At 37.5% G+C, this 26,246-nt stretch carries 21 protein-coding genes and 1 tRNA gene; 8 read left to right on the forward strand and 14 right to left on the reverse strand.

Annotation, left to right across the window (positions count from 1 at the left end; translation table 11 throughout):
* Positions 1–19 precede the first annotated feature (19 nt).
* On the reverse strand, positions 20–1,051 hold the full coding sequence (locus EV200_RS06965) for a helix-turn-helix transcriptional regulator (protein ID WP_132530478.1): 1,032 nt from the start codon (positions 1,049–1,051) through the stop codon (positions 20–22).
* 548 nt (positions 1,052–1,599) lie between these two features.
* Between EV200_RS06965 and EV200_RS21735 the strand changes: the two genes are divergently transcribed.
* The 5 genes from EV200_RS21735 (at position 1,600) to EV200_RS06985 (ending at position 6,435) form a co-directional block, all read left to right on the forward strand.
* Positions 1,600–1,663: transfer RNA gene (locus tag EV200_RS21735), tRNA-OTHER, on the forward strand.
* Positions 1,664–2,025: 362 nt separating this feature from the next.
* Positions 2,026–3,123 carry a slipin family protein gene (locus EV200_RS06970; protein ID WP_132530480.1) on the forward strand — a complete coding sequence of 366 codons (1,098 nt, stop codon included), beginning with the start codon at positions 2,026–2,028 and terminating at the stop codon, positions 3,121–3,123.
* Between the two features lie 61 nt (positions 3,124–3,184).
* Positions 3,185–3,946, forward strand: coding sequence for a nucleotidyltransferase domain-containing protein (locus tag EV200_RS06975; RefSeq protein WP_132530482.1), 762 nt, complete (start codon positions 3,185–3,187; stop codon positions 3,944–3,946).
* Positions 3,936–4,997 (forward strand): DNA polymerase beta superfamily protein, encoded by a 1,062-nt coding sequence (locus EV200_RS06980; RefSeq protein ID WP_132530484.1) that lies wholly within the window; start codon positions 3,936–3,938, stop codon positions 4,995–4,997. Before EV200_RS06975 ends, EV200_RS06980 begins: the two co-directional genes overlap by 11 nt.
* A 13-nt stretch (positions 4,998–5,010) precedes the next feature.
* Positions 5,011–6,435 (forward strand): RtcB family protein, encoded by a 1,425-nt coding sequence (locus EV200_RS06985; protein WP_132530486.1) that lies wholly within the window; start codon positions 5,011–5,013, stop codon positions 6,433–6,435.
* A gap of 216 nt (positions 6,436–6,651) precedes the next feature.
* Here the strand turns inward: EV200_RS06985 and EV200_RS06990 are convergent, their stop codons facing one another.
* The 13 genes from EV200_RS06990 to EV200_RS07050 form a co-directional block, all read right to left on the reverse strand.
* Positions 6,652–7,905 carry a pyridoxal phosphate-dependent aminotransferase gene (locus tag EV200_RS06990; protein ID WP_132530488.1) on the reverse strand — a complete coding sequence of 418 codons (1,254 nt, stop codon included), beginning with the start codon at positions 7,903–7,905 and terminating at the stop codon, positions 6,652–6,654.
* Position 7,906: 1 nt separating this feature from the next.
* Entirely contained in the window at positions 7,907–9,238 is a 1,332-nt protein-coding gene (gene argH / locus EV200_RS06995; protein ID WP_132530490.1) for an argininosuccinate lyase, read from the reverse strand.
* A 122-nt stretch (positions 9,239–9,360) separates the two neighbouring features.
* Positions 9,361–10,428 (reverse strand): M20 family metallo-hydrolase, encoded by a 1,068-nt coding sequence (locus tag EV200_RS07000; protein WP_208864515.1) that lies wholly within the window; start codon positions 10,426–10,428, stop codon positions 9,361–9,363.
* Positions 10,429–10,515: 87 nt separating this feature from the next.
* Positions 10,516–11,328 (reverse strand): pyrroline-5-carboxylate reductase, encoded by an 813-nt coding sequence (gene proC, locus EV200_RS07005; RefSeq protein WP_132530492.1) that lies wholly within the window; start codon positions 11,326–11,328, stop codon positions 10,516–10,518.
* A gap of 251 nt (positions 11,329–11,579) precedes the next feature.
* Positions 11,580–12,410, reverse strand: coding sequence for an acetylglutamate kinase (gene argB / locus EV200_RS07010; protein WP_132530494.1), 831 nt, complete (start codon positions 12,408–12,410; stop codon positions 11,580–11,582).
* Positions 12,400–13,452 (reverse strand): PDDEXK nuclease domain-containing protein, encoded by a 1,053-nt coding sequence (locus EV200_RS07015; RefSeq protein WP_132530496.1) that lies wholly within the window; start codon positions 13,450–13,452, stop codon positions 12,400–12,402. Before EV200_RS07015 ends, argB begins: the two co-directional genes overlap by 11 nt.
* A 56-nt stretch (positions 13,453–13,508) precedes the next feature.
* Positions 13,509–14,483: a Rossmann-fold NAD(P)-binding domain-containing protein gene (locus EV200_RS07020; protein ID WP_132530498.1), complete on the reverse strand. Its 975-nt coding sequence runs from the start codon at positions 14,481–14,483 to the stop codon at positions 13,509–13,511.
* Between the two features lie 79 nt (positions 14,484–14,562).
* Positions 14,563–14,919, reverse strand: coding sequence for a four helix bundle protein (locus EV200_RS07025; protein ID WP_132530500.1), 357 nt, complete (start codon positions 14,917–14,919; stop codon positions 14,563–14,565).
* A 125-nt stretch (positions 14,920–15,044) separates the two neighbouring features.
* Positions 15,045–16,175, reverse strand: coding sequence for an aspartate aminotransferase family protein (locus EV200_RS07030; protein WP_132530502.1), 1,131 nt, complete (start codon positions 16,173–16,175; stop codon positions 15,045–15,047).
* An 85-nt stretch (positions 16,176–16,260) separates the two neighbouring features.
* Positions 16,261–16,617 (reverse strand): four helix bundle protein, encoded by a 357-nt coding sequence (locus EV200_RS07035; protein ID WP_132530504.1) that lies wholly within the window; start codon positions 16,615–16,617, stop codon positions 16,261–16,263.
* 115 nt (positions 16,618–16,732) lie between these two features.
* On the reverse strand, positions 16,733–17,743 hold the full coding sequence (argC, locus tag EV200_RS07040; protein WP_132530506.1) for an N-acetyl-gamma-glutamyl-phosphate reductase: 1,011 nt from the start codon (positions 17,741–17,743) through the stop codon (positions 16,733–16,735).
* A 150-nt stretch (positions 17,744–17,893) separates the two neighbouring features.
* Positions 17,894–19,087 carry an argininosuccinate synthase gene (gene argG / locus EV200_RS07045; protein WP_132530508.1) on the reverse strand — a complete coding sequence of 398 codons (1,194 nt, stop codon included), beginning with the start codon at positions 19,085–19,087 and terminating at the stop codon, positions 17,894–17,896.
* Positions 19,087–19,788, reverse strand: coding sequence for a GNAT family N-acetyltransferase (locus EV200_RS07050; protein WP_132530510.1), 702 nt, complete (start codon positions 19,786–19,788; stop codon positions 19,087–19,089). The genes argG and EV200_RS07050 overlap by 1 nt, the downstream gene beginning before the upstream one ends.
* A gap of 633 nt (positions 19,789–20,421) precedes the next feature.
* Here EV200_RS07050 and EV200_RS07055 point away from each other — a divergent pair.
* From EV200_RS07055 to EV200_RS07065, 3 genes are all read left to right on the forward strand, one after another.
* Positions 20,422–21,117, forward strand: a complete 696-nt coding sequence (locus tag EV200_RS07055) for a DUF4397 domain-containing protein (RefSeq protein WP_165877883.1) — start codon at positions 20,422–20,424, stop codon at positions 21,115–21,117.
* Between the two features lie 255 nt (positions 21,118–21,372).
* Complete coding sequence (locus tag EV200_RS07060; RefSeq protein ID WP_132530514.1) at positions 21,373–23,784, forward strand: TonB-dependent receptor; 2,412 nt, start codon at positions 21,373–21,375, stop codon at positions 23,782–23,784.
* A 13-nt stretch (positions 23,785–23,797) separates the two neighbouring features.
* Complete coding sequence (locus EV200_RS07065; RefSeq protein ID WP_132530516.1) at positions 23,798–26,209, forward strand: TonB-dependent receptor; 2,412 nt, start codon at positions 23,798–23,800, stop codon at positions 26,207–26,209.
* The last annotated feature ends 37 nt before the right edge of the window (positions 26,210–26,246 follow it).

Consider the following 26,246-nt stretch of genomic DNA (forward strand, 5'->3'; position numbering starts at 1 on the left):
TTGAAACCTGTGAGGTTTTTTAATGCTCCAACTCCTCCTTACTTTCATATTGTTTAAACGTCCATTTTAGTCGTCTTTTGATTTTAGAAATTAATAATCTTGGCGACAGCACTTTAACACATTCGCCAAAACCCAAAATCTCGCGTTCCAGCTCATAGTTTAATACCACATCAATTCTGAAAGTGGTTGTTTTATCATTCTGACTCAATACCGTTTGAGATTGATGCAATGGTTTAGTCATTACATAGGGTGCGTGCTCGTTGGTAAATTCGAGGATTACTTTTTGTGCACGATCTCGTTCGCTTTTAGTTACGCCGATCAGATCATCATAATAGCGATCAAAATCTACACCCTGATAACTTACAAACTCTTCATTGGGTAATTCTTGAAATTCAATGATCCGATCTAAAGCCAGATTCAAGATCCCTGCCCGTTTTTTCGCTTTACAAATCAAAAACCACCTGTTCCGATATTCCTTTAATAGATACGGGTAATAAATGCCTTGCTGTGCCTGCCTCGCCTTAAAAGATTTATATTCAATCAATAATGATTTCTTATTTAAAACCGCCTGATATAAAGTCGGAATACACTCCAGGCCTTTCACCAGTTTATTGCTTTCCAGTTGAATGTGGTTACCACTTTGTTTGGTCGATTTGTTAAGGTTATTCTCTAAACGGGCAATCATATCGCTCATTTCATCGAAATAATTGAAGGCATTAAACTGTTTCAGTACACCAACAATTTCCTTCATCTTATCTACATCGGCATTATTAATCGGTGCTTTCGTAATGCTGAAACCAGGATTATCGTAGGCATAGAACCGTTTATCCTTCACCACAATTGGCGCATTATAACCGAGTTTATCACTCCGCATCAGTTGAATATCAGCTTGAATTGTCCGCTTGCTTACCCCCGTCGTAATTCCCTCCAGTTCATATAAGGTTGCCGATACTTTTTCGATAATATCTTCAAGGGTCCATTTGCGAAAACGGTTTTTCAAACAATCATCGATGGTTTTGTAACGAATGAGTGCTAATTTATTTACTGCCATTTTTAAACAATTTGGGTTTCACGCTAACAATCTGATCGTAAAGCTTAATTAAATATAGCAAAGTGTTCTTCATCTACGCAATACAATTGCGCAATTGGACGATAAAAGAAAAAATATAATGGAAAAATTAAATTTATCCACCTCATTATCAGATAATTAATTCTTTTATATCAAAATAATTTTTACTGCGCAAATCAGCCGCATAGTGGTGGTGGCATCTTTGTAATGTCGCCAGCCGATAAAGTTCTTTGAGAAATATCAATCGATTTTTTAGTAGATGTATAATTAATTAATCGTCCTGCTGAATTTATTTCAGCAGCTAAGACCCTGAAATAAATTCAGAGTGACGACCGTTTTAGGAACTATCGATAAAATCAATATAAAGAAATCCCGAAAGGGATGGCAACACTAAATAAAACTTATCCAAAGTTGTGGGTTTCGGAATAGCCCCAAAGTATTCGAGCAATTGCGTAGGATATGCTGATAAGAACTATGATAGATTGTCTAATCACGTTGTGAGTCGTGGGTTCGAATCCCACTTCCGATATATTCGGAATAGCTCAGGGGTTAGAGTAACAACCAAACATGCAGGTTCGAATCCTGCTTCCAATTATCACTTGGAATAGCAAAATGGTAATGCAATGGATTTAGGTTCCATCTAAAAAGAAGAGATACTTTAAATTTCTCAAAACCAGCGTTGCGAAACCGCATTTGGCTTCAAGATTTTTCGAAATCAAAAAAGCAAATCTGTGTTTTGCTCAGTAAGGATCAGCGCAGCAAGAAGAGATTTAAAAATCAAAAAGGTTAAATCTAAAAGGCAAAATGTTCTCAGGAGCACTAACCCGATTAGAGAAATTGGTTTCATTTTTAAACAACTTGATAAACTTTTACTTCCGCAGAAAACAGGTAAATGTTCTTCCGCAACGCTTTTAAAAGAATAAATAATTATAAAATAAATTTTAACTCCAGAAAACATGAAAAGAGTAACCATTAACACCAATTATGTTGGATTGGTGTTTAAAAAAGGAAAATTAAAAAACGTTTTAACCGCTGGAACTTACTGGTTAGGTTTTGGCGAAAGCATCACTTTGTACGATATGGCCAAAGAGTACTATTACTCGGTTGCCGAATTGGATATCTTATTGGAAAACTCAGATTTTGTGAATTTGATTCATTTGGTAAGTGTGGCCGATAATGAATTGGCTTTAGTTTACCAGAACAAAAACTTTAAGAACGTTTTAACGGCTGGCAGGCATGCCATTTGGAAAGGTTTATCGACATATGAATTTATTAAAGTTGATATCAGTAACATTACAATTGATGAAACCATTGATAAAAACTTGTTTGAGAAAGCACCATTATTGAATTACATCAGGACTTACAAAGTAGAGTCATTCGAAAAAGCCTTGTTATTTATCGATGGTAAATTTGAAAAGGTAATGGAAGCAGGAAACTATGTTTACTGGAAAAACAGTACTACCATTCAGGTTTTAAAAACTGATATGAGGCAGTTGAATATGGAGATTATCGGACAAGAAATCTTAACCAAAGATAAAGCGCAATTGAGGGTTAACTTCAGCATTCAATATAAAGTTGATGACATCATCAAAGCGTTATTGGAGAACAAGGAATTCGAAAAGCAATTATACATCACCATGCAATTGGCATTAAGAGAATGCATTGGCTTAATGTCTTTTGATGAATTGATGGAAAGCAAAGAAAAGATTGCTGAAATGGTAATCACCATCACTCTTAACAAGGTTGAGAAATTAGGTGTAAAATTAACCAACTGTGGTGTTAAAGACATTGTTTTACCAGGTGATGTTAAGGAAATTATGAACCAGGTTTTAGTTGCCGAAAAAAGAGCGCAAGCCAATATCATTACCCGAAGAGAAGAAACGGCCTCGACCAGAAGTTTGTTGAATACCGCCAAATTAATGGAAGACAACAACATGTTATATAAGTTGAAAGAGATGGAGTACGTTGAGAAAATCGCAGAGAAAATCAATAACATCAGCTTATCTGGTAGTGGACAAATTGTAGATCAATTGAAACAGATCTTCGTGAAATAACTAAATTTAGAAACCCCTCGGTCAGGTGAGTATTGCCTGCCGGGGATTAATTAAGAATGAAATGAAAACCACCATAATAAACAGGCTTGCAGAAATCGAACGATCAAACGATATCAAAATATTATTTGCCTGCGAATCGGGAAGTCGCGGATGGGAATTTCCATCACCGGACAGCGATTTTGATGTTCGCTTTATTTATGTTCGCCCGCTTAACTACTATCTTTCTGTTTCAGAAAAGGATGATCAATTGGGTTTTCCGATCAACGACGAACTTGATATTTACGGTTGGGATATAAAAAAGGTACTTAAACTGATCCGGAAATCGAACACTACTCCTTTCGAATGGCTGCAATCGCCTATTATATACGGAGAACAAGATGATTTTAGAAATGAACTATGGACATTATGCCAGTCTTATTTTTATAGAAAAACAAATATCAACCATTATTTAGGAATAGCACATGGTGCATTGGATACGGTGATAAATGGTGACGAAATTAAGATCAAAAAACTTTTTTATGTGCTGCGACCTTTACTTTCGGCAAAATGGTGTTTAGAGAAAAATACAATTGCTCCAATGACCATTGGCCCACTTTTAACCTTAATGCCAGAGTACCTTCAAACATTGGTTAAAGATCTGATTGTATTAAAATCTACTTCTGCAGAGTGGTTTATTATTCAAATAAACCCAAAATTGCGCAGGTATATTGATGATGAATTTAAAAACTGTACTGAAGGAGCTAAAGATCTGCCAAAAGAAAGTTTTGACACCGAAATGCTCGATACCTTTTTTAGAAATACAATAAGCCGTTATGACGATTAAAGATTTAAAAGATCAAAATTTGCTTTTATTTGAATGTTTAAGCGGCAGCAAAGCTTACGGATTGGATACGCCGCAGTCAGACACTGATATTAAAGGAATATATTGTATGCCAAAAGACATGTTTTTTGGATTGAGATATATCCCACAGATCAGAAATGAAAGCAACGACGAAGTATATTATGAAATCGGCCGCTTTGTTGAGTTATTGATCAAGAACAACCCGAACATCTTAGAAATTTTAGCTACTCCAGAAGAATGCATTTTATATAAGCATCCCATAATGAATAGGCTAAATATCGATATGATTTTGTCGAAACTATGCAAAGATACCTTTGGTGGATATGCCTTGACACAGATCAGAAAAGCAAAAGGATTGAACAAGAAAATTTTAAATCCGATGCCAAAAACGAGAAAAACGGTCTTGGATTTTTGTTTCATTACAGAGAATTATTCATCGGTTAAAGCAAATACATGGCTTAAAAAACACAATATTTTTAAGGTGGATTGCGGCTTATCTAAAATTCCAAATGCTAAAAACCTTTATGCACTATTTTATGATGCAGAAAAGAAATTTGGTTACAAAGGGATTGCAAATAAGGAAAACGCTAATGATGTCTCAATATCCTCTATACCTAACGGAGAAAAAGAAATTGGGTATTTATTTTTCAATCAGGATAGTTATTCCTCCTATTGCAAGGAACATAACGAATATTGGGAATGGGTAGAAAAACGGAATGAAGAACGCTATAAGTTAAATAAGACACATGGCAAAGATTACGACGCGAAAAACATGATGCATACCATAAGGCTTTTGCAAGTGGCACTTGAAATTGTGCGTGATGGAAAACTTACCGTGAAACGGCAAAACAGAGATGAACTTCTTTCGATAAAAAGAGGCGACTTTGATTATGATGAAGTATTAAAAATGGCAGAAAAACTGATGCTACAAATTGAGCAAGAAACGCTTACAAGTAAACTTCAGGATAAACCAGATGAGCGACAAATTGAATGTTTACTTGTAGAAATGCGAGCAACACTTTATGCCAATTAAAAAAAACAAAACAATGAAAACCAACATCACAGGAAAAGACCTTATCAAAATAGGTTATACCGAAGGAAAAATAGTAGGCCTAACTTTAGGTATCCTGAAAGGAAATTTCACAGATACCGAAGAAAAAGAATTATTGGCCTTATTTAAAAAAGTTAAAGACTATCCAGAAAGTTTTTTGGATGACGAAGTATTAAGTGTATTGGCAACGGCTTTGATTGAGGAAGCCAATCCAAAATCAGACGGAACTATTGAACTAATCCATGACGCTAAAGATTATTCGATTTTCGGCGCAGATTATATAGAAGAAGGTGCCAGAAACCAAATGGATATTGCCATGAAATTACCGGTTTCTGTTGCTGGCGCATTAATGCCTGATGCACACCAAGGTTATGGTTTGCCGATTGGTGGTGTTTTGGCAACGAGAAATGCGATTATTCCCTACGGCGTGGGCGTAGATATCGGCTGCCGAATGGCTTTAAGTATTTTCGATATTCCAGAGAAACATTATTTCGGGAAAGATGCGATGTACAAAAGAGAGTTAATTGCCTTTACCAAATTCGGCGCAGGTCAAAACTTTAAAGGCAACGAAAAAGCCGACCACGATGTTTTGGAAAATGAAGCTTTCAACTCAACGCCTTTTCTTAAAAATTTACATGGAAAGGCCTGGGCACAATTGGGTACCTCGGGCGGTGGAAATCACTTTGTGGAATGGGGTATTATTGATTTTGCCGAACGCAATGAAATTTTAAATATCGATAGAGGCCGTTACGTGGCTTTGTTAACACACTCTGGTTCTCGTGGCCTTGGAGCAACCATTGCAGGTCATTACACCAAACTGGCGAAAGAAATCTGTAAACTTCCTAAAGAGGCTGCAAACCTAGCTTATTTAGATTTAAACTCGGCTGAAGGGCAAGAGTATTGGATTGCCATGAACTTAGCTGGCGATTATGCTTCAGCCTGTCATGAGGTGATTCATAAAAGGTTAACCAAAGCCATAGGTGCTAAAGTTTTAGCTAAAGTAGAAAACCACCATAATTTTGCCTGGAAAGAAATGCTTGATGGTGAAGAAGTAATTGTTCACCGAAAAGGTGCAACACCAGCTGGTAAAGGTGTGATGGGGATTATCCCTGGGAGCATGACTGCACCAGGATTTCTGGTGAGAGGAAAAGGTGAAGTAAGTGCAATCAATTCAGCTTCGCATGGTGCGGGCAGACAAATGAGCAGAACTAAAGCCATTCAATCGATTACTAAATCGGATATGAAAGCCATTTTGAAAGATCACAATGTTACCTTAATTGGTGCAGGTTTAGATGAGGCACCGATGGCTTATAAGGACATTAACAAAGTGATGGCTGCACAAACTGAACTGGTTGATGTTGTTGCCAAATTTGAGCCTAAAATGGTGAGAATGGCTGATGATGGAAGCAGGGAGGATTAGTTTGGAGTTTTTAGCTGGGAGTCTGGAGTCCAAAGTCCTTAGTCTAAAGTCAAATCGTCACCCTGAATTCATTTCAGGGTCTATCTTGCAAGAAAGATGCTGAAATAAATTCAGCATGACGATCGAGTTAGAAACGAATCAACTTGCTTCTTTGCATTACTCAAAAAAACCTCTTCAAAATTAACTGAAGAGGTTTTCTTATGTGGTTATATAATCTTATTTCAACTTACTCAATGCCGTCTTAATTCTTGGTAACATATCTTTAATATCCTGTAAGGTACAAGCACCTACCGATGCCCTGAACCAAGGCATGCTATCTGCATTTCCGAAGGCAGAGAATGGTACTAATGCTGCGCCAGCTTCTTTGATTAAGTAGAAATTAACGTCTGCACTATCTTTTAAAAGCTGACCATCTTCGGTAGTTTTTCCGATGTAATCGATTTTAATGGTTAAGTAAATGGCACCCATTGGCTCAACAGCTTCCACATTAAAACCTTGATTCTTTAATTCGTTAAACCCGTTGTAAAGCGCATTTAAACTATCCTGAATCTGCGCTTTAAAACTAGTTAAGAAAGTGTCGACCTGAACTTTATTATTAAAGTAGTTTGACATTGCAACCTGTTCAGCTTTAGGTGCCCAGGCACCCATATGACCAACCAAAGCTTTCATCCTATTGATAATATCTTCCGGACCAAAACCCCATCCTACACGTACACCGGTTGCCGCTAAACACTTAGAACTTCCATCCACAAATACCGTAAACTCACGCATAGCCGGACGCAATGAAACTGGATTTACATGTTCTTTTCCAAAAGTTAAAAGCGAATAAATCTGATCGTACATTAAATACAATGGCTTTTCGTCAGCTCCACGACTTGCATTTTCTTCTAAAACAACATCACAGATTTCAGCCAAAGAATCACCATCGAACATGGTTCCTGTTGGATTTAATGGCGAACATAAAGCTAACATAGTTGCACCTTTTAAGTGCGGTTTTAATTGTGCTGCAGTTGGCATGAAGTTGTGCGCTGCATCGGTTTCTACAGCAACTGCTTTTGCAGAAGTTAAGTGGCAATAGTGATTGTTATTCCAGGATGGTGCTGGAAAAACAACCGTATCTCCCGGATCAATTAAGGCTAAATAAGTAGCATAAATTAACGGACGAGAGCCGCCAGAAACTAAAATACTATTGGTATTGTATTCCAGTCCGAACCTATCTTTTAATAGTTCAGAAACAGTTTCTCTTAATGATAAAACCCCGTCTGCAGGTGGATAATTGGTTTGATTAGCATTATACGCATCTACGATCCCAGCTTTCAATTCGGTTGGAATCGGGTAGATATTAGCGTCAAAATCGCCGATGGTTAGGTTAGCAATTGAAGCGCCTTTGCGTTTCATTTCGTTAACTTCATTCCCAATTTTTATAATTTCTGAGCCAATTAATGCACTGGCTAATACTGAAACTTTCATATTATGCTATTAAATCTTCTATTGCTTTATTCACTTTTTCAAAACCGAACTGAGCCAAAACCTCCTGCATTCCTGCAGAAATTTGCTCATTACAAAGGTTGCCAATGCTTCCTTCGTGTGTATGATGTATTTGGCTCGATGGTGCAAAAGTACCATTTTCAATCTGTTCGCCAACAATTTTGTATGCTTCTCTGAATGGAACATCTTGTAGCGCCAACTCATTAACCACCTCTACACTAAACAGGTAATCGTATTTTTTATCTTTTAAGATATCATCCTTGATGGTGATGTTCTGAAACATAAACGTAGCGATCTCCAAACACTCATTCAAGGAAGTAATTGCGGGAAAAAGGTTTTCTTTTAACAATTGCAGATCCCGGTGATAGCCCGATGGAAGATTCGTAATCATCATAGCAATTTCATTAGGCAAAGCCTGAATTTTATTACAACGTGAACGGATCAGTTCAAAAACATCAGGATTTTTCTTGTGTGGCATGATGCTGGAACCTGTAGTCAGTTCTGCCGGGAAGCTAATAAAACTGAAATTCTGGTTGATGAACAAACATACATCCATCGCCATTTTAGCTAAAGTTGCAGCAATGGAACTCATCGCTTGCGCTAAAATTCTTTCAGTTTTTCCTCGGCCCATCTGTGCATAAACCACATTGTAGTTTAAGCTCTCAAAGCCCAATAATTCAGTTGTTAAAGTTCTGTTTAAAGGAAAAGAAGAACCATAACCAGCAGCAGAACCTAGAGGATTTTTATTGGTAATTTTCCAGGCGGCGAGCATTAATTCCAGATCATCGGCAAGACTTTCGGCGTAGGCACCAAACCATAGTCCGAATGATGATGGCATAGCAATCTGTAAATGCGTATAGCCAGGCATTAATTTATCTTTGTGTGTATTACTTAGTTCAATCAATTGGTTAAATAAGGTTGAAGTTTGATTGACCATATCTTCAATGCAGGCACGGAAAAATAGTTTTAAATCAACCAAAACCTGATCATTACGTGAACGTCCGCTGTGGATTTTTTTTCCTGCTTCGCCAATACGCTGCGTCAGCAACCATTCAACCTGCGAATGAACATCTTCAACAGTATCTTCAATAGTAAAATTTCCAGCCTCAATTTCCGCATAAATATTTTTCAATTCCTGCTGAACGGTTTTCAATTCATCAGCGGTAAGCAGGTTAATGGTTTCCAACATTTGCGTATGGGCTAAAGAGCCCAATACATCAAATTTTGCCATTTGTAAATCCAACTCGCGATCTTTACCCACTGTGAAGGTTTCTACAAATTTGTTTACGTCTATATTTTTTTGCCAAATTTTCATAATCAAACTTCGTCATTGCGAGGCACGAAGCAATCCTCTTTGTATATTAAAATAATAATTTACTTTACGAATTCCTTAGCATTAAAATTGCTTCGTGCCTCGCAATGACGATTTTTTGTAAATTAACCTACAATTACCGGTTTCAACATATTTACATATCCTTCCACGCCTTCTGCCACTTCCCTAACATATAAAAATTCATCAGCCATATGCGAGCGTCCAGAAAAACCTGGGCCACATTTCACTGAAGGAATATCCAATAATGCCTGATCTGATGTGGTTGGCGAACCGTAAGTTGTTTTTCCAAGTGAGATACCTGCCTGAACTACCGGATGATTTTTATCAATGGATGATGGTTTTAACCGGATGGATCGTGGCGTAACATCACAATCAACATTTGCTCGGATAATCTCCAGAACTTCTTCATTGGTGTAGGCATCAGTTACCCGAACATCAACAGTAAATGTACAATTTGCCGGAACAACATTGTGCTGTGAACCTGCGTTGATAATGGTAACCGTCATTTTCAACGGACCGAAAACTTCAGAAACCTTTGGGAACTGGTAGTTTCTAAACCATTCAATATCTTTTAAAGCTTTGTAAATGGCATTCTCTCCTTCTTCACGGGCGGCATGACCAGCCTTACCATGAGACACACAATCCAACACCAATAATCCACGTTCAGCGATGGCTAAATTCATTTCTGTTGGTTCACCTACGATTCCAAATTCCAGTTTGCCTAAATCAGGCAGAACCAATTCTAACCCATTGTTACCAGAGATCTCTTCTTCCGCCGTTGCAGCCAAACAGATGTTATATTTTAAATTTTCTTGTTCGTAATAATATAAAAATGCACCAATTAGCGAAACCAGGCAACCACCGGCATCATTGCTGCCCAGGCCGAATAATTTATCGCCTTCAATGGCTGCATCATATGGATCACGTGTATAACCAGAATTCGGTTTCACTGTATCATGATGGGAATTTAATAAAAGTGTTGGTTTATTTGCATCAAAATGTTTGTTATAAGTCCAAACATTATTCATTTTACGCTGCGTTTTAACGCCCCGCTCTTCTAAAAACTGAGCGATTAAATTAGCTGTTCTATCTTCTTCTTTACTGAATGACTGGATACGAATGAGTTGACGCAATAAATCCAGACTTTCTTTTTGTATTTTTTCTAACAACATAGTATCAAGTGGTGGGTATCAAGTAGCAAAACAATTTTATCTTAACATGATACTTTTTATTTGCTTTAAGCTTTAGTCTTTTTACTTTTAGCCTTCTTTTGTATATAAATTCCCAGCTTTTAAGGCTGAAAGTTTAATGCCTTTTATTAATGATGAACTAAAACCATTGTGTTCCATTTCGTTTAAACCAGCAATGGTACAACCTTTCGGCGAAGTTACTTTATCTATTTCTGATTCCGGGTGTGTACCATGCAATAAAAGTAAATCTGCTGCTCCTTTTGCCGTTTGAACAGCCATTTTTAGTGCTTCATCTGCATGGAAACCAATTTCCACACCGCCCTGTGATGCTGCACGGATTGCCCTTAGAAAGAATGCAATGCCGCATGCACAAAGTGCTGTAGCGGAAGTCATTAAATCTTCGTTTATTTTCACAACAGAACCAACCGTCTCAAACATTTTAGTCACATCCTCAATATTTTCAGCAGATGCATTATCGCTTGCCATGCATGTCATAGATTGCCCAATGGCAATTGCTGTGTTCGGCATTACCCGAATCACCTCTACATCTTCACCTAATTTCTCACGAACCGCAGCGCAGCTCACACCAGAAATTACTGAAATAACCAGGTGTTTAGCCGAATCTATCGATGCATTGATTTCATCTAAAACTGTATTTAACTGTTGTGGCAAAACGGCAAGGATTACAACATCAGCATTGGAAACAGCTTCTTTATTATTGCTGCTCACTACAAATCCAGCATCAGCGAAAGATTTTAAATGATCAATATTCCTACGGGTAAGTGTGATGTCACCTGCTTTGGCAAAGTTGGCTTTTACTAAACCTCTTGCTAAAGATAACCCGATATTTCCACTTCCAATAATGGCTATTTTTTTTGTCATGATTACACAGATTTAGTTGATTACAACGATTTATGTTTTAATGGAAAGCAAGTTCAGAAACTCCTTAATTACTGTAGTCCGCTTTTTATTGCAATCTTTTTAACCTCTGTCATGCTGAGGCACGAAGCATCTGTCTCATCGGCTGCAGATGCTTCGTGCCTCAGCATGACAGTTTATTTAGGGTTACTACTAACAAATATTTCATCCTTTCAGATTTAATCGATAATTGATTAAGCCTCTCGTTCTTAAACCTACTTTAGCATCTTAGTCCCGAAGGCTCCACTACCCAATTCCATAAGTTCATCGGCTTTGCCAATATAAACGGCAGAAACACCTTTTTTAATGGCCTCAAAAGCATTATGCAATTTAGGAATCATTCCACCTTGTACCGTTCCATCTTCTTTTAAGCCTTCAAACTCATTTGCTTTTATTTCCCGTACTACAGAATCATCATCATTCACGTCTTTTAGCACACCTTTTTTCTCGAAGCAATATACCAAACGCGTTTCATATAAAGCTGACATTGCTACTGCAACCGATGATGCAATGGTATCGGCGTTGGTATTTAACAGTTGGGTTTCTCCATCATGCGTAATCGCACATAAAACAGGAACCAATCCGGCTTGTAATAAACGATCTAATGTTTCTGCAGAAACAGAATTTTCATCTAAATCTCCAACAAAGCCATAGTCGATCTCAGTCCCCTCTAAATCTCCCCCAGATGGGGAGAATTTAATAATTGGGCGTTTTTTTGCCTTAATGATATTTCCATCTGCGCCAGTTAAACCAATGGCATTGCTGCCTTTGGCTTGCAATTGGGCAACCATATTTTTATTAATTAACCCGGCATAAACCATGGTAACGATCCGCAAAGTTTCAATATCGGTAATCCGGCGACCATCAACCATCTTCGCTTCTACACCTAAGCTTTCGCCAAGTTCTGTTGCGATTTTCCCTCCACCATGAACTAATATTTTATCTCCAGGCAAAGCTGTAAAATCCAGCAAAAACTGGTGTAAGTTTGCTGAGTTATCAATTACATTTCCGCCGATTTTGATGATGGTAAGTTGCTTATTGTTCATTTCTATAAAAAATTTCAGAAAGTTGATGCAATTTTTCTGCGAGCAGTTTTTTGTCTATCAACTTGGTTTCATAATCGGCAATTAGTGCCGGTGATACATTTCTGGATAGTGCATATTCTACCACTTCCTCATCCTTGCCTTTACATAATAAAACACCAATACTTGGATTTTCATGTGGTCTTTTCACATCACGATCCAAGGCTTCAAGATAAAAATTTAGCTTACCTAAAAATTCCGGTTGAAATTCTTCAATTTTGAGCTCAAATAAAACCATGCATTGTAGATCACGATGGTAAAATAATAAATCGGTATAATAGTCTTTATTCCCTACCTGCAGACGGTATTCACTCCCCATATAAGTAAAACCTTTACCCATTTCTAAAATGAAATTTTGAAGATTTTTAATCAGCGCTTGCTGCAAATCACTTTCAGAATGAATTTCTGGTAGGGCTAAAAACTCAAAAACGTAAGGGTCTTTAAAAATACCTGCAGGTAATTTTGAAGTAACTGCCGTACTAAATTTATTGCCGAGCATTGTTCGCTCAAAAGTAGCTGAATTTAACTGGCGTTCGAGTTCTCGGGTAGATAATTTATCTTTTATACTCTGATAAAGGTAAAATAGTTTTTCTTCGCTCGTTTTTGTTTTAGCCAAAATTAGTAAATGGTTTGTCCAACTAATTTGTGTCAGCAGTGCTGACACAAATTTATATCGCTCATTTACAGTATATTGAAATTGTGTCATCAGTGGTGACACAATTTCCGGATCGCTATAAACTTCATAAAATTGTTTCATTCTATAAAGTCCACGGCGGTTAAATCCTTTTAAAAGGGGTTGCTTTTCAGCAATATAATCTGCTAAATCGTTTACCGTTCCATCGCCCCAATTCCCCGCTAAAACTTTTTCTGAAACAATTTTTCCAATATTAAAATACAACATCACCAATTCGGCATTTGCCTTACTGTAAACCCGATTCCGGGCATCGTTGATCATGATGATCACTTGCTCGAAATCAGATAAAGTATTTTTAATTGGGTTAGTCATATGTAAAAAATTGTATTTAACGATCGTATTGTATCAACACGAACCAAGGCCTTTTGCTATTTCAATTCTTCCAGCATGGCTTTGATTACGGCTTGTGCTGCCCATAAACGATTGCCAGCCTCATGGATGACCAATGAATTTGGTCCATCAAGAATTTCTGAAGATAACTCCAAATCTCTGCGAACCGGTAAACAATGCATCACTTTCGCATCATTTGTGAATTTTAACTTTTCATTGTCCATCATCCAGCCTTCAGGATAATTTAACACCTTACCGTATTCTTTATAGCTGCTCCAATTTTTCACATACACATAATCTGCACCAGCCAAAGCTTCTTCTATATTATATTGAATATCTGCACCTTGCGTAAATTCTTCTGAAAGTTCATAGCCTTCAGGTTGAGCAATGGTAAAATCGATCATTCCTTCTTCCTGTGCTTTACACATCCATTCTGCGAAAGAATTTGGAACAGCTTGTGGCAGTGCTTTTACATGAGGCGCCCAGGCTAAAATTACCTTTGGTTTGCGCCCGTCAGGTTGCATTGTGGAGGTTTCCTGAATTGTAATGATATCAGCAAAACTTTGTAAAGGATGGCGTGTTGCACTTTCCAAACTGACCACCGGAACGGCACAATATTTTACGAATTTATTAAAGAAATCTTCACTATAATCTTCCTCACGATCTTTTAGTTTTGGGAAAGAGCGCAATCCTAAAATATCACAATATTGCCCCATTACTGCCGCAGCTTCACGAATATGCTCCACAGTTGAGCCGTTCATCACTACACCATCCTGTGTTTCTAATGCCCAACCTTCTTTATCCAGATTCATCACCATCACATTCATCCCTAAATTTAAAGCAGCCTTTTGGGTACTTAAACGGGTACGTAAACTTGGGTTCATAAAAACCAATCCTAAGGTTTTGTTTTTACCTAAATCCTGGTGCGCATATGGATTCGCCTTTAATTCAAGCGCATCTTCTACAAATTGTTTGATGCTTGGAACATCGTGTACGGAAGTGAAAAGTTTCATTTTGTTAAGCTTAAAGGTTAAAGCTTGAGGCTAAAAGCTTCCTGCCAAATGCAAAAAACATTATCAATCTTTAACTAAATTACATTATTAATCGTTTCAGCAAGCCAATGAGCATTGCTTTAACTTCATTTGTTTTAATATTTATTTCCAGATACTTTTCATCACCTAAGTACCTTAAATCTTTCGCAAGTAAGCATGCATACTCAGCTTCATGGCAAGAACCCAATGCCATATCCAAAAACCGGGCAAAATCCCGATCTGAATTTCTCCCTGCTCCCTCAACAATATTTAAGGGAACAGAATATGCAGCTCTTTTAATTTGGCTATGCAAATCATACTTTTCTGATGGCGGAAATAATGGAAGTATATCCGAATAAATAAAAAGCACCATTAAATGTGCTTTTTTCCAAACTTCTAATTTTTGATAATCTCTCATTTCGTTTAAGCTTAATGGTTAAGCAGAAAGACCAAGGTTCTTTCTAATTGAAATAGGGATTTTCTAATTTAGTATTTTGTCATCAAATAAGCTAATTGCATGCGCTTTCAACTTTAATCTTTCAGCTAACTAACCACTTTTTTAAATGCTTCCAAAAATTCATCAGCATGTGCCTTTGTTAAATTCAAGGCTGGTAATAAACGGATCACATTTGGTTTTGCTTCGCCAGTGAAAATATGGTGCGTGAATAATAACTCTTTTTTAACGTGAGCCAGTTCAGCTGGCAATTCAATGCCGATCATTAAACCACGACCACGCACTTCAACTACTTGCTCAAATTTCTTCAATTCAGTGATTAAGTAATTTCCGATTTCTTCAGCATTTTTCATGAGGTTATCTTGCTCCATCACCTCTAAAACCGCCAATGCTGCAGCACAAGCCAGATGATTGCCGCCAAAAGTGGTACCTAATTCCCCATGCCAAGGCTTAAATTTAGGTGCAATTGAAATTCCAGCTACTGGAAATCCATTACCCATTCCTTTGGCCATTGTGTAAACATCAGCTTCAACGCCTGAATAATCGTGTGAGTAAAACAAACCTGTACGGCCATAACCACACTGAACTGAATCTGCGATGTAAACTGAATTGTATTCATCACAAAGTGAACGGATTTTTTGCAGGAAACTTTTTGAAGCTTCTTTAATTCCGCCCACACCTTGAATACCTTCAATAATTACCGCTGAAATTTCATTTCCATATGCTTTAAAAGTTTCTTCTAAAGCAACCTCATTGTTAAAAGGTAAAAAGATTACGTTTTCGGTCTGGTTAACCGGCGCTACAATTTTTGGATTATCGGTAACAGCAACAGCTAAAGAGGTACGTCCGTGGAAAGCACCAGTGAAAGCAATTACTTTCTTTCTGCCATTGTAAAACGAAGCAAGTTTTAATGCATTTTCATTGGCTTCAGCTCCAGAATTTACCAAAAACAATTGGTAATCTTTTTTACCAGAAACCTGACCTAACTTTTCTGCCAACTGCACCTGCAAAGGAATTTTCACCGAATTGGAGTAAAAACCAACCTTGTTTAACTGTTCGGTTAGGCGATTAACATAATGCGGATGGGTGTGGCCAATTGAAATCACGGCATGACCGCCATATAAATCTAAATATTGTTGCTCGTTGGCATCCCAAACATTACTGCCTGATGCTTTTATAATTTCTATATCGTTAAGAGGATAAACGTCGAATAAATTCATTTTTTTAAAGGTTAAAGACTAAAGACCAAAGACTAAAGCTCCTGCTAAGTTATATATAGCATAAGCCTGATTCTCTAGTATTTAATCAGTGAGATATTATGGTCGCAAATGCTTGATTAAACCAATTAACATCGCTGGCCATTTTGTAAATTTCTAAGTATTTGCTTTCTTCAAGATATTCTAAATCTTTAGCAAGAAAAAAAGCATATTCCATTTCTTGAACAGAGCCTAATGCATTATCAAGAAAATGAGCAAAATCTTTCTCAGTATGCCGGCCTGCTCCTTCAACTATATTTAAGGGTACCGAATAAGCTGCTCTTTTTACCTGACTATGCAGGTCATATTTTTCATGAGATGGAAATGCAGGTAAAATAACTTTATATACATGTAAAACCATCAAATGTGATTTTTTCCAAACGTCTAATTTTTGATAGTCTCTCATTCTTTTAAGCTTAAAGGTAAAAGCAAGAAGTCTAAAGCTCGTTGCAATTTTAAAACCTGGGATTAGTCCTTTTATTAACGTCTCGCTGTCTTCGCTTTAGTCTTTCAGCTTTGGTCTAAAAATAGGCCGCCTTCAATTTAAGCCCAGCTGTTTCTTCCAAGCCAAACATTAAGTTCATATTCTGAACCGCTTGACCGCTGGCACCCTTGAGCAGGTTATCAATAATGCTAATGATGAACAATTTATTGCCATGCTTCTCTACATGAACCAACGCTTTATTGGTATTTACAACCTGCTTTAAATCGATATTTTTCCGGCTGACGTAGGTGAAAGGATGGTTGCTGTAATATTCTTCATAAATGGTTTGGGCCTCTTCTAAAGTCAAATCACTTTCTAAATACATGGAAGCTAAAATACCTCTTGTAAATGCACCGCGTTGCGGGATGAAATTCAAAGCCCCCTCCAAACCTCCTCCAGAAGAGGAGGCTTTAGTTGCTTGCAATAAACTTTCGCCAATCTCATTTAAATGCTGATGCTCAAAAGCTTTGTAGATGGAGAGATTATTATTTCTCCAGCTAAAATGTGAAGTGGCATTTAAGCCTTGTCCAGCACCTGTTGAACCAGTTGTCGCATTAATGTGAACTTCGCTTTTAATTAAACCTTTTGCAGCTAAAGGCAATAAACCTAATTGAATGCAAGTGGCAAAACAGCCTGGATTTGCAATGTTTTTGGCCGATTTTATTGCTTCACGATTAAGTTCGGGTAAACCGTAAATAAAAGCCTTACCATCCCCAGAAGGAAGGGAGTTGGCCTTAAGCCTAAAATCCTGCGATAAATCGATGATTTTGATGTTATCATTAATCGGATTAGCGATTAAAAATTTCTGGGCATCGCCATGGCCGACACAAAGAAAAAGCACATCAATGTCCTGTGGAATATCGCTCACAAATTTTAAATCAGTGTCTCCTATTAAATCAGTGTGCACATCAGAAATCAGGTTTCCAGCGTTGCTGGTGCTATTTACGAAAGCAATTTCAACATCGGGATGATTGATCAGGATACGGAGCATTTCGCCACCTGTATATCCGGCACCACCAATTATTCCTGCCTTAATTTTATTACTCATTATCTGTTCTATCAATTATAGATGGATATGAAAATTAGATCTTAATATTCCTTCGACAAGCTCAGGATGACAACTCTATGGGGATTGCTTCGTCGTGCCTCTTCGCAATGACGAAGCAGGAAGTTAGCTTTCCGCTCTAGTCTTTAAGTTTTAAGCTTCTTCAGAATTCACTTTATGCCAAATCATTACCTGGTTACCGAAAATTTTAGAGAAACCTTTCACATCTTCTCCACTCCAGGCATTGTTCATTTCGCCGTAGCTACCAAATTTATTGCTCATTAAATCGTGGTTTGATTCAATACCGATAATCTGGAAACGATAAGGCAATAACTCAATAAATACTTTTCCGCTAACTACTTTTTGGGTATCGGCTAAGAAAGCTTCGATGTTCCGCATGATCGGATCGTGGAATTGACCTTCATGCAACCAGTTGCCATAGAAAGATGATAATTGCTCTTTCCAGCTTAACTGCCATTTGGTTAAAGTATGTTTTTCTAAAGTATGGTGAGCCTTAATAATTAATACTGGCGCCGCTGCTTCGAAACCTACACGACCTTTAATTCCGATAATGGTGTCACCTACATGGATATCGCGACCAATTCCAAATGGCTGAGCAATGGCTTGTAATTTTTGAATGGCGTTTACCGGCGCTAAAGTTTCACCATCAATGGCAACTAACTCACCTTCTTCAAAAGTTAATTCAATTTTACGTGCTTCCGTTTCTGAAACCTGTGTTGGCCAGGCGCTTTCTGGTAAAGTTTCATTGGATGTTAAAGTTTCCTTTCCACCTACCGAAGTTCCCCATAACCCTTTATTAATGGAATATCTGGCTTTTTCTGCACTGTATTCAACACCATGTTCAGCTAAATATTTAATTTCCGCTTCGCGGGATAATTTCAAATCTCTAATTGGCGTGATGATCTCAACGCCTGGAATCAGGATATTGAAAATCATATCAAAACGTACCTGATCATTACCAGCACCAGTACTTCCGTGAGCAACATAATCGGCACCTACTTTTTTAACATAATTGGCAATTGCAGTAGCCTGGCTTACACGCTCTGCACTCACAGAAAGCGGATAAGTTGCATTTTTAAGTACATTACCGAAAATCAGATATTTAATACAATCATCATAATAACTTTTAGTTTCATCTACCACAGCATGTGAAGCTACACCCAAAGCATAAGCTCTTTTCTCAATCTCCTGCAATTCTTCATCAGAAAAGCCACCCGTATTTACAATTACTGAATGAACTTCTAATCCACGATCTTGTGCTAAATAAATACAACAAAATGAGGTATCAAGACCTCCGCTAAAGGCTAAAACAACTTTCTTCTTCATTATTTATGAAATAATAGGGTAAATAAAAACATTAATGCCTTTAAACCAGATTTTGGTTTAGGCTTTACAACTAAATGCTGCTTTATGCGCATAAAGCGTTCGTATAATCTTGGTTTTTTCTGTAATTCTTCTGCGAATTTTTTAGCAGCATCATGCTTTTGAGTAGCAGGATCATATAACATGGCAGTACACATGCAGTTTTTACGTTCCTTCATTTTCAAAATATCGAAGTTGACGCAACTTTGGCAGCCTTTCCAGAACTCTTCATCCTGTGTCAATTCAGAATAGGTAACAGGTTCATAACCCAAGTCGGAATTGATTTTCATTACTGCCAAACCAGTTGTTAAACCAAAAATTTTCGCTTTGGGATATAAACTTCTAGACAGATCAAAAACTTTTTCTTTAATGGCGTGGGCTAAACCTGCCTTTCTAAATTTGGGAGAAACGATTAATCCGGAGTTTGCCACAAACTGACCATGGCTCCAGGTTTCAATATAGCAAAAGCCAGCCCATGTACCATCTTTATGGAAAGCGATAACCGCTTTACCTTCGATCATTTTACCAGCAACATAATCTGGAGAACGTTTTGCAATACCTGTGCCACGTGCCTTCGCAGATTCGGCCATCTCGGTTACAATTTCTTCTGCAAATACACGATGTTCAGGAAGTGCAACCTGCACTATAAATCCGTTAATATCCATTCGTTTTCTAACGAAAAATTATAAGTATTCTTGTTAATTGGGTTTTTAGAGAGGATCAATTCCTCATTACGCTTAGTGGGAGTACTAAATACGTGGCGTAAAATTTTGCCGGCTTATGGGATAATAAAATACGGGTTGGAAACGATTAATAAACAAACTCTTTCCGAACGCCAGTTGCGCTGAGAAAGCAGAAAGTTTATGTAAAAATTGTTTAATCATTTCTTGCGTATTAAAACGGCTATAACTCTATTGAGGTGCAAAGGTTTAAATAATAATTGAGTTACACAATAGTTTTTGAATTTTTTACAAAAATTGTAAAAATATTATACTGTTAAACTTGTATTTTGATGAGCCTGCCATATGAGGCAACTCGCAATACATCTAAACTGATACATGTTAATTTTGAACAATCTTTAATCATTTGAAGAACTTTAGTACTTAACAAAAGTACAATCGGCATTTAATGTTAAGATTACTAAAAGATTAAGTAAATACATTTAACATTCATTAACAAGATTTAACAAACACTGATGATATTAAAACACAATATTTGTGCTATTGTAGCGCTTGCCAACCGGTAGTCGTTTAACTTCAGACTACATTTATTAATTAAAAATTTAAAAACTTATGAAAATGTTTACCCTAAAGAAGCTTAGTTATTACTCCTTCCTAACACTTATCATTTCTATGGGATTTATTTCCTGTAAAAAAACAGAAGCTGTTGATTCGACCTTATCAAGTTTAAGGGTAATCAATATTTCACCTACACTTAGTACATACAATGTATATTTGGATGGAACAGCGCTAAATACAGCAGCCCTTCCATTTGCCGGATCAACAGCCTACACCACTAAAACTTCGGGTGCTTATACTTTAAAATTTACCACAGAGAGTTCTATAGAAAGTGTGTTAACGAAATCGGTTAACCTAAATGCCAGCACTTATCAATCCTTTTACTTAATTAATAAACCCTCAGCGCTGGATGTATTAGCCTTAACGGATGATTTAAGTGTACCTTCAACAGATAAAGCATACATTCGCTTTATTAACTTATCTCCAGATGCTTCCGCTATGGATTTGGCAAAAACGGGTAGTACCAGTAGCTATACCACCGCAAAAGCTTATAAAAGTGCAAGTGGTTTTATCGCAATAGACCCGGGAACGTTCACGCTGGATTTAAAAGAAACAAGTTCTGGCGCAATCAAGGCAGTTTCTGAAAGCAGTACCTTTACTGCAGCGTATCACTACGATATTATTGCCGGAGGGGTAGTTTCACCTGCTAATGACACAGAAAGATCACTTAGTTTGCGCGTAGTTGCAATTAAATAATCTTGTTACATGATATGGGTTTTCTATTCTTATCCAATATCAATCAGAAAACCCATATCTGTCTCATCTTCTCGAATAACTTAAATGTTAAATTTTTTCAACAAAAAACGACATTAAACATTCATTATCAGCTATTTAACTAATAGCCACACCTATATAAAAACCCTCTTATTTAGAATTGTTACAAATTATTTGGATTATAAATATTTCTACCGTTATTTTGCGGCTGTTTAGAATTAATCCAAATAAATTAACATGCTTAAACTTAGACTATTTAATTCAATACTTCTACTCTCATTTTTCACTTCAATTGCCTTCGCTCAGCAAACATCAACCATCAAGGGGACAGTAACCACCTCAGATGGTAAACCCGCACCTTTCATTTCTGTTGGCCTTAAAGGCAAAGGTATCGGAAATACCACTTCTGAAGACGGAACTTATACTTTAGATCGGGTTAAACCAGGAACTTACATTATTCGCACTTCTGGAGTTGGTTTAATTTCTGAAGAAAAAAACATTTCAATATCATCAGGCCAATTACTTACCGTAAATTTTGTTCTGAAAGAAAATGCCGATCAGCTTAAAGAGGTTAATATCAGCAGTAATAAACGAAATAAATTCGCTACGAAATCCAGCAATTACGTAGCTAAGTTGCCTTTGAAAAACCTGGAAAACCCTCAGGTCTATGTAACCATATCAAAGGAATTAATGGAAGAACAAATTGCTACAGATTTTAGCGCTGTCTTAAAGAATTCTCCCGGGCTTGATAAACTATGGACCTCAACAGGCCGGAGTGGCGATGGTGCAGCCTACTATAACTTACGAGGTTTTGTAACGCAAGTATCCATGATTGATGGTATTGCCGGACAAACCAACGGAGATCTTGACCCATCAAATATCGAAACTGTTGAAGTGATTAAAGGACCAGCTGGTGCTTTATACGGCGGGGCACTCACCAGCTTTGGAGGCTTAATTAACGTGGTAACCAAAAAGCCATTAGATACTGTCGGGGGTGCTGTTTCTTATTATACCGGAAGCTTTGGTTTAAACAGGTTAACTGCGGATGTTTATGGCCCGGTTAATAAAGCTAAAAATTTGCTGTTCAGGGTTAATGCAGCATATAATAAACAAAATAGCTGGCAGGATGCTGGCTTTAGTAAATCTACTTTTCTCTCTCCAGCATTGGAATACAGGGTTAATGATAGGTTAAAGCTTAATTTAGCAGCAGATTTTTATAGTTACGAAGGTACAAACCCTTTAATGGTTTTCCTCAATAGAAGCAGACCACTAATTGCCCGCACTCCTGACGAATTGAATTTTGATTTTGGAAAATCGTACACCAGTAACGATTTAACCGTAAAAACACCTACCACAAATGTTCGCGGCCAGGTAACCTATAAAATTTCTGATGAGTGGACAGCTCAAACAAATTTTTCACAAAACACCCGTAAATCAGATGGATTCTACCAATACATCATGTATCTCGGTGCCACTGATGATGTACTTTCCAGGTATATAAACATTCAGAATTCAACCAGTAATGGAGCCAATATTCAGCAGAATTTTATCGGAGATTTTAAAATCGGAGGCATCAGAAACCGGGTAATTATTGGACTGGATTACTTATCTCAAAAAACAAACAACAGTAACTCTCCTTATGTATTGTTCGATTTGGTAAACAGTGTAGGTACACCGGCAAACTATGCAAGTATTACCCGTAGTGCTGTAGAAGCTAAAATCGCCGCAGCTTCCGGCCCGGCAAAATCATCCACTTTAAATAAAGTATATAGCGCCTATGTATCCGATGTGGTGAACATCACTGATGATTTAGGAGCTATGCTAAGCTTAAGGGTTGATCGGTTTGACAACAAAGGCACTTATAATATTGCAACAGGTGTATCAACTGGCAAATATCTACAAACAGCACTCTCACCAAAGTTTGGCCTAACTTATAATATCGTAAAAGATCAGGTGGCATTGTTTGCTAACTATATGAATGGGTTCAAAAACATTGCCCCGGTAATCCAGCCATTAGCTGACATTAGCGGTACTTTTAAACCTCAACAAGCCAATCAGATTGAAGGAGGTGTTAAGGCTGATTTATTTCGCAACAAGCTAAATATTACAGCCAGTTATTTCGACATTAAAGTGGATAACATTATCAGGGCAGAATCCATTAACAGAGATGGAACAAATTATAACATTAGTGTTCAGGATGGAACACAAAGAAATAAAGGCGTAGAAATCAGCTTGAATGCCAATCCAATTGAAGGCTTGAATTTAGTTGCCGGTTATAGCTATATAGATAGTAAATTAACTAAAGCTGCTCCATCAGTAGAAGGTAGAAGACCTGTTGATGCAGGACCGAAGAACATGATCAACGGCTGGATTAGCTATACTCTTACTACCGGAAGTTTAAATGGCCTGGGTCTTGGTTTCGGCGGCAACTACAATAGCGATAATGTAATTACAAATAACTCTGCTACAGGAATCTTTACCCTTCCAGCATTTACCGTTTTAAACACCACTGTTTTCTATAATAAAAGTAAGTATAGGCTTGGGATTAAACTAGACAACATTACAGATAAGAGATATTATAAAGGCTGGACCACAATCGAACCTCAAATGCCTAGAAATTTAGTTGCAAACATCACTTACAAATTCTAATTCCATCATAAAAATGAAATTATTAACACTAACAGCAGCGATGCTGATGATCAGTCTGATTACTTTTGCACAGCAAGTTGCCACCATTAAGGGAAAAATAAGCACTTCAAATGGTCGCCCCGCCCCATTTATTTCCATAGGCTTGAAAGATAAAGGTCAGGGTACCACTTCAGATGATGCTGGTAATTATACCATTCACCGTGTAAAACCAGGAACATATACAATTGTGGCCTCTGCTGTAGGTATTAAAGCATCAGAACAATCAATAACGATAGCCGCCGGAGAAAGTAAAGTGGTTAACTTTACATTGGTAGAAACCGATCAGGCTTTGGAAGAAGTTACCGTTGCCGGTAAAAACAACAGATACAAGATAGGTTTACCGTCCGCTTCATTACGTTTGAATGAGCCACTTTTAGAAGCCCCTCAAAACATACAAACCGTAAGTGATCAGGTAATCAAAGACCAGCAAATCATTAGCATGAGCGATGGTTTAATCAGAAACGTAAGTGGTGCTACCCGAATAGAACATTGGGGTGATATGTACACCAACATTACCATGCGTGGTTCACAAATACAGGCCATGAGAAATGGTTTTAATGTAGTGTCATCATTTTGGGGGCCATTAACTGAAGATATGAGCTTTGTAGATCACATTGAATTTGTTAAAGGTCCGGCAGGTTTTATGCTAGGAAATGGCGATCCAAGTGGCATGTACAATGTGGTGACTAAAAAACCAACGGGTTTTAACCGTGGTGAGGTTTCCTTTACATTAGGAAGTTACGATTTATACAGAACTACAATTGATTTCGACCGCAAGCTAACGAATGACGGAAAACTGTTGTTCAGGTTAAATGGTGCGGTACAAAATAAAGGATCATTCAGACCTTACGAACAAAATGATCGCTACAGCATTGCTCCGGTATTAAGTTATCAGATTACAAACCGCACCAAAATTACGGCAGAATATACCTTCCAAAATGCTAAAATGACTGAAGTGGGATCATACTATATTTTTTCTCCTGATGGTTACGCAACATATCCTCGGGAGCTAACCATGACACAGCCTGGGATACCACCAACGCGTATTAATGACCAAAGTTTATTTTTAAACCTACAGCACAACTTTGATGACAACTGGAAATTAACCGCACAGGCAGCATATTTTAAGTATAACCAGGTAGGTTATAGTTCATGGCCATCTGCTGTGAATGCCAATAGTACAGTCATTAGAAACGTTGCCATTTGGGATTCGGAAAGCAGCATGAAACTTGCTCAATTATTCATTAACGGAAAGGTTAAAACCGGAGGAATTAACCACCGCATTTTAGCAGGTTTTGATGGTGGAAAAAAGAATTACATGGCTGATTGGGGTCAATCGCATAATTTAGATTTACCAACAGCGCCATTTGATTTAAATAATCCAAATTATAGTTCCCCTCTAAATGGTTATCCAGATTTCGATCGTACAACACCTTTAGCACAAAGAGCAATCAATGCTGGTGGGTTAATGGATTCAAAATATTTAAGTGCTTATGCACAGGATGAACTTGGTTTTTTTAATAATAAAGTGCGTTTAACATTGGCTGGCCGCTATACTTATGTAAATCAATCAGCATGGGGTGGCGAAGCTTATTCAGCTAAAAAAGTAACCCCTAGAGTAGGCTTAAGTGTATCAATCGATAAGAACACTGCGGTTTATGCTGTTTATGACGAAGCCTTTACGCCTCAAAGTGGCTTAATCCGTAATGGTGGTAAGGTTGAACCAATTACTGGCACTAATAATGAAATCGGCATCAAGAAAGATTGGTTTGACGGCAAATGGAATACTACCCTTTCGGTTTATCGCATTCTTAAACAAAATGAGTTAACGGCTGATCCTACTAATGTTATAATAACTGATCCAGCAGATCCGGCTAACCCTATAAGAGAAAACTTCAGTGTTGTTTTAGGTGAAAAAAGATCTCAGGGTCTTGAGTTTGACTTAAGGGGTAAAATTACAGATGGTTTAACCTTAATTGCCAATTATGCCTACACAGATTCTAAAGTAACCGAGGTTACACCAGGCGTTACAGGCATTAATGTCGGAGACGTTGTTCCAGGTTTTGCCAAACACGTATCAAACGGATGGTTAACTTATACGCTACAAGATGGCGCACTAAAAGGCTCCGGAATTTCTGCTGGTTTCACTTACCTCGCTGGCCGCGCAACAGATACCTGGAGCGTAGGTTTACAAAAATTACCTAATTACTTTAAATTAGATGGTGGTTTGTTTTATGAACGCTCAAAATTCAAAATCACCGGAAATGTATTTAATATTCTCGACAAATACTTATACAGTGGTTCTTATTACCAATACTTAAACGCTTACTATTACCAGGCAGAAGCACCACGAAATTACAGAGTAAGTATAGCCTATAAATTTTAATAAATCAGCGAGCAGAAATCGGTCAGATAGTTTTTGC

Origin of the sequence: Pedobacter psychrotolerans (assembly GCF_004340665.1) — a bacterium.
Classification (GTDB): Bacteria; Bacteroidota; Bacteroidia; order Sphingobacteriales; family Sphingobacteriaceae; genus Pedobacter; species Pedobacter psychrotolerans.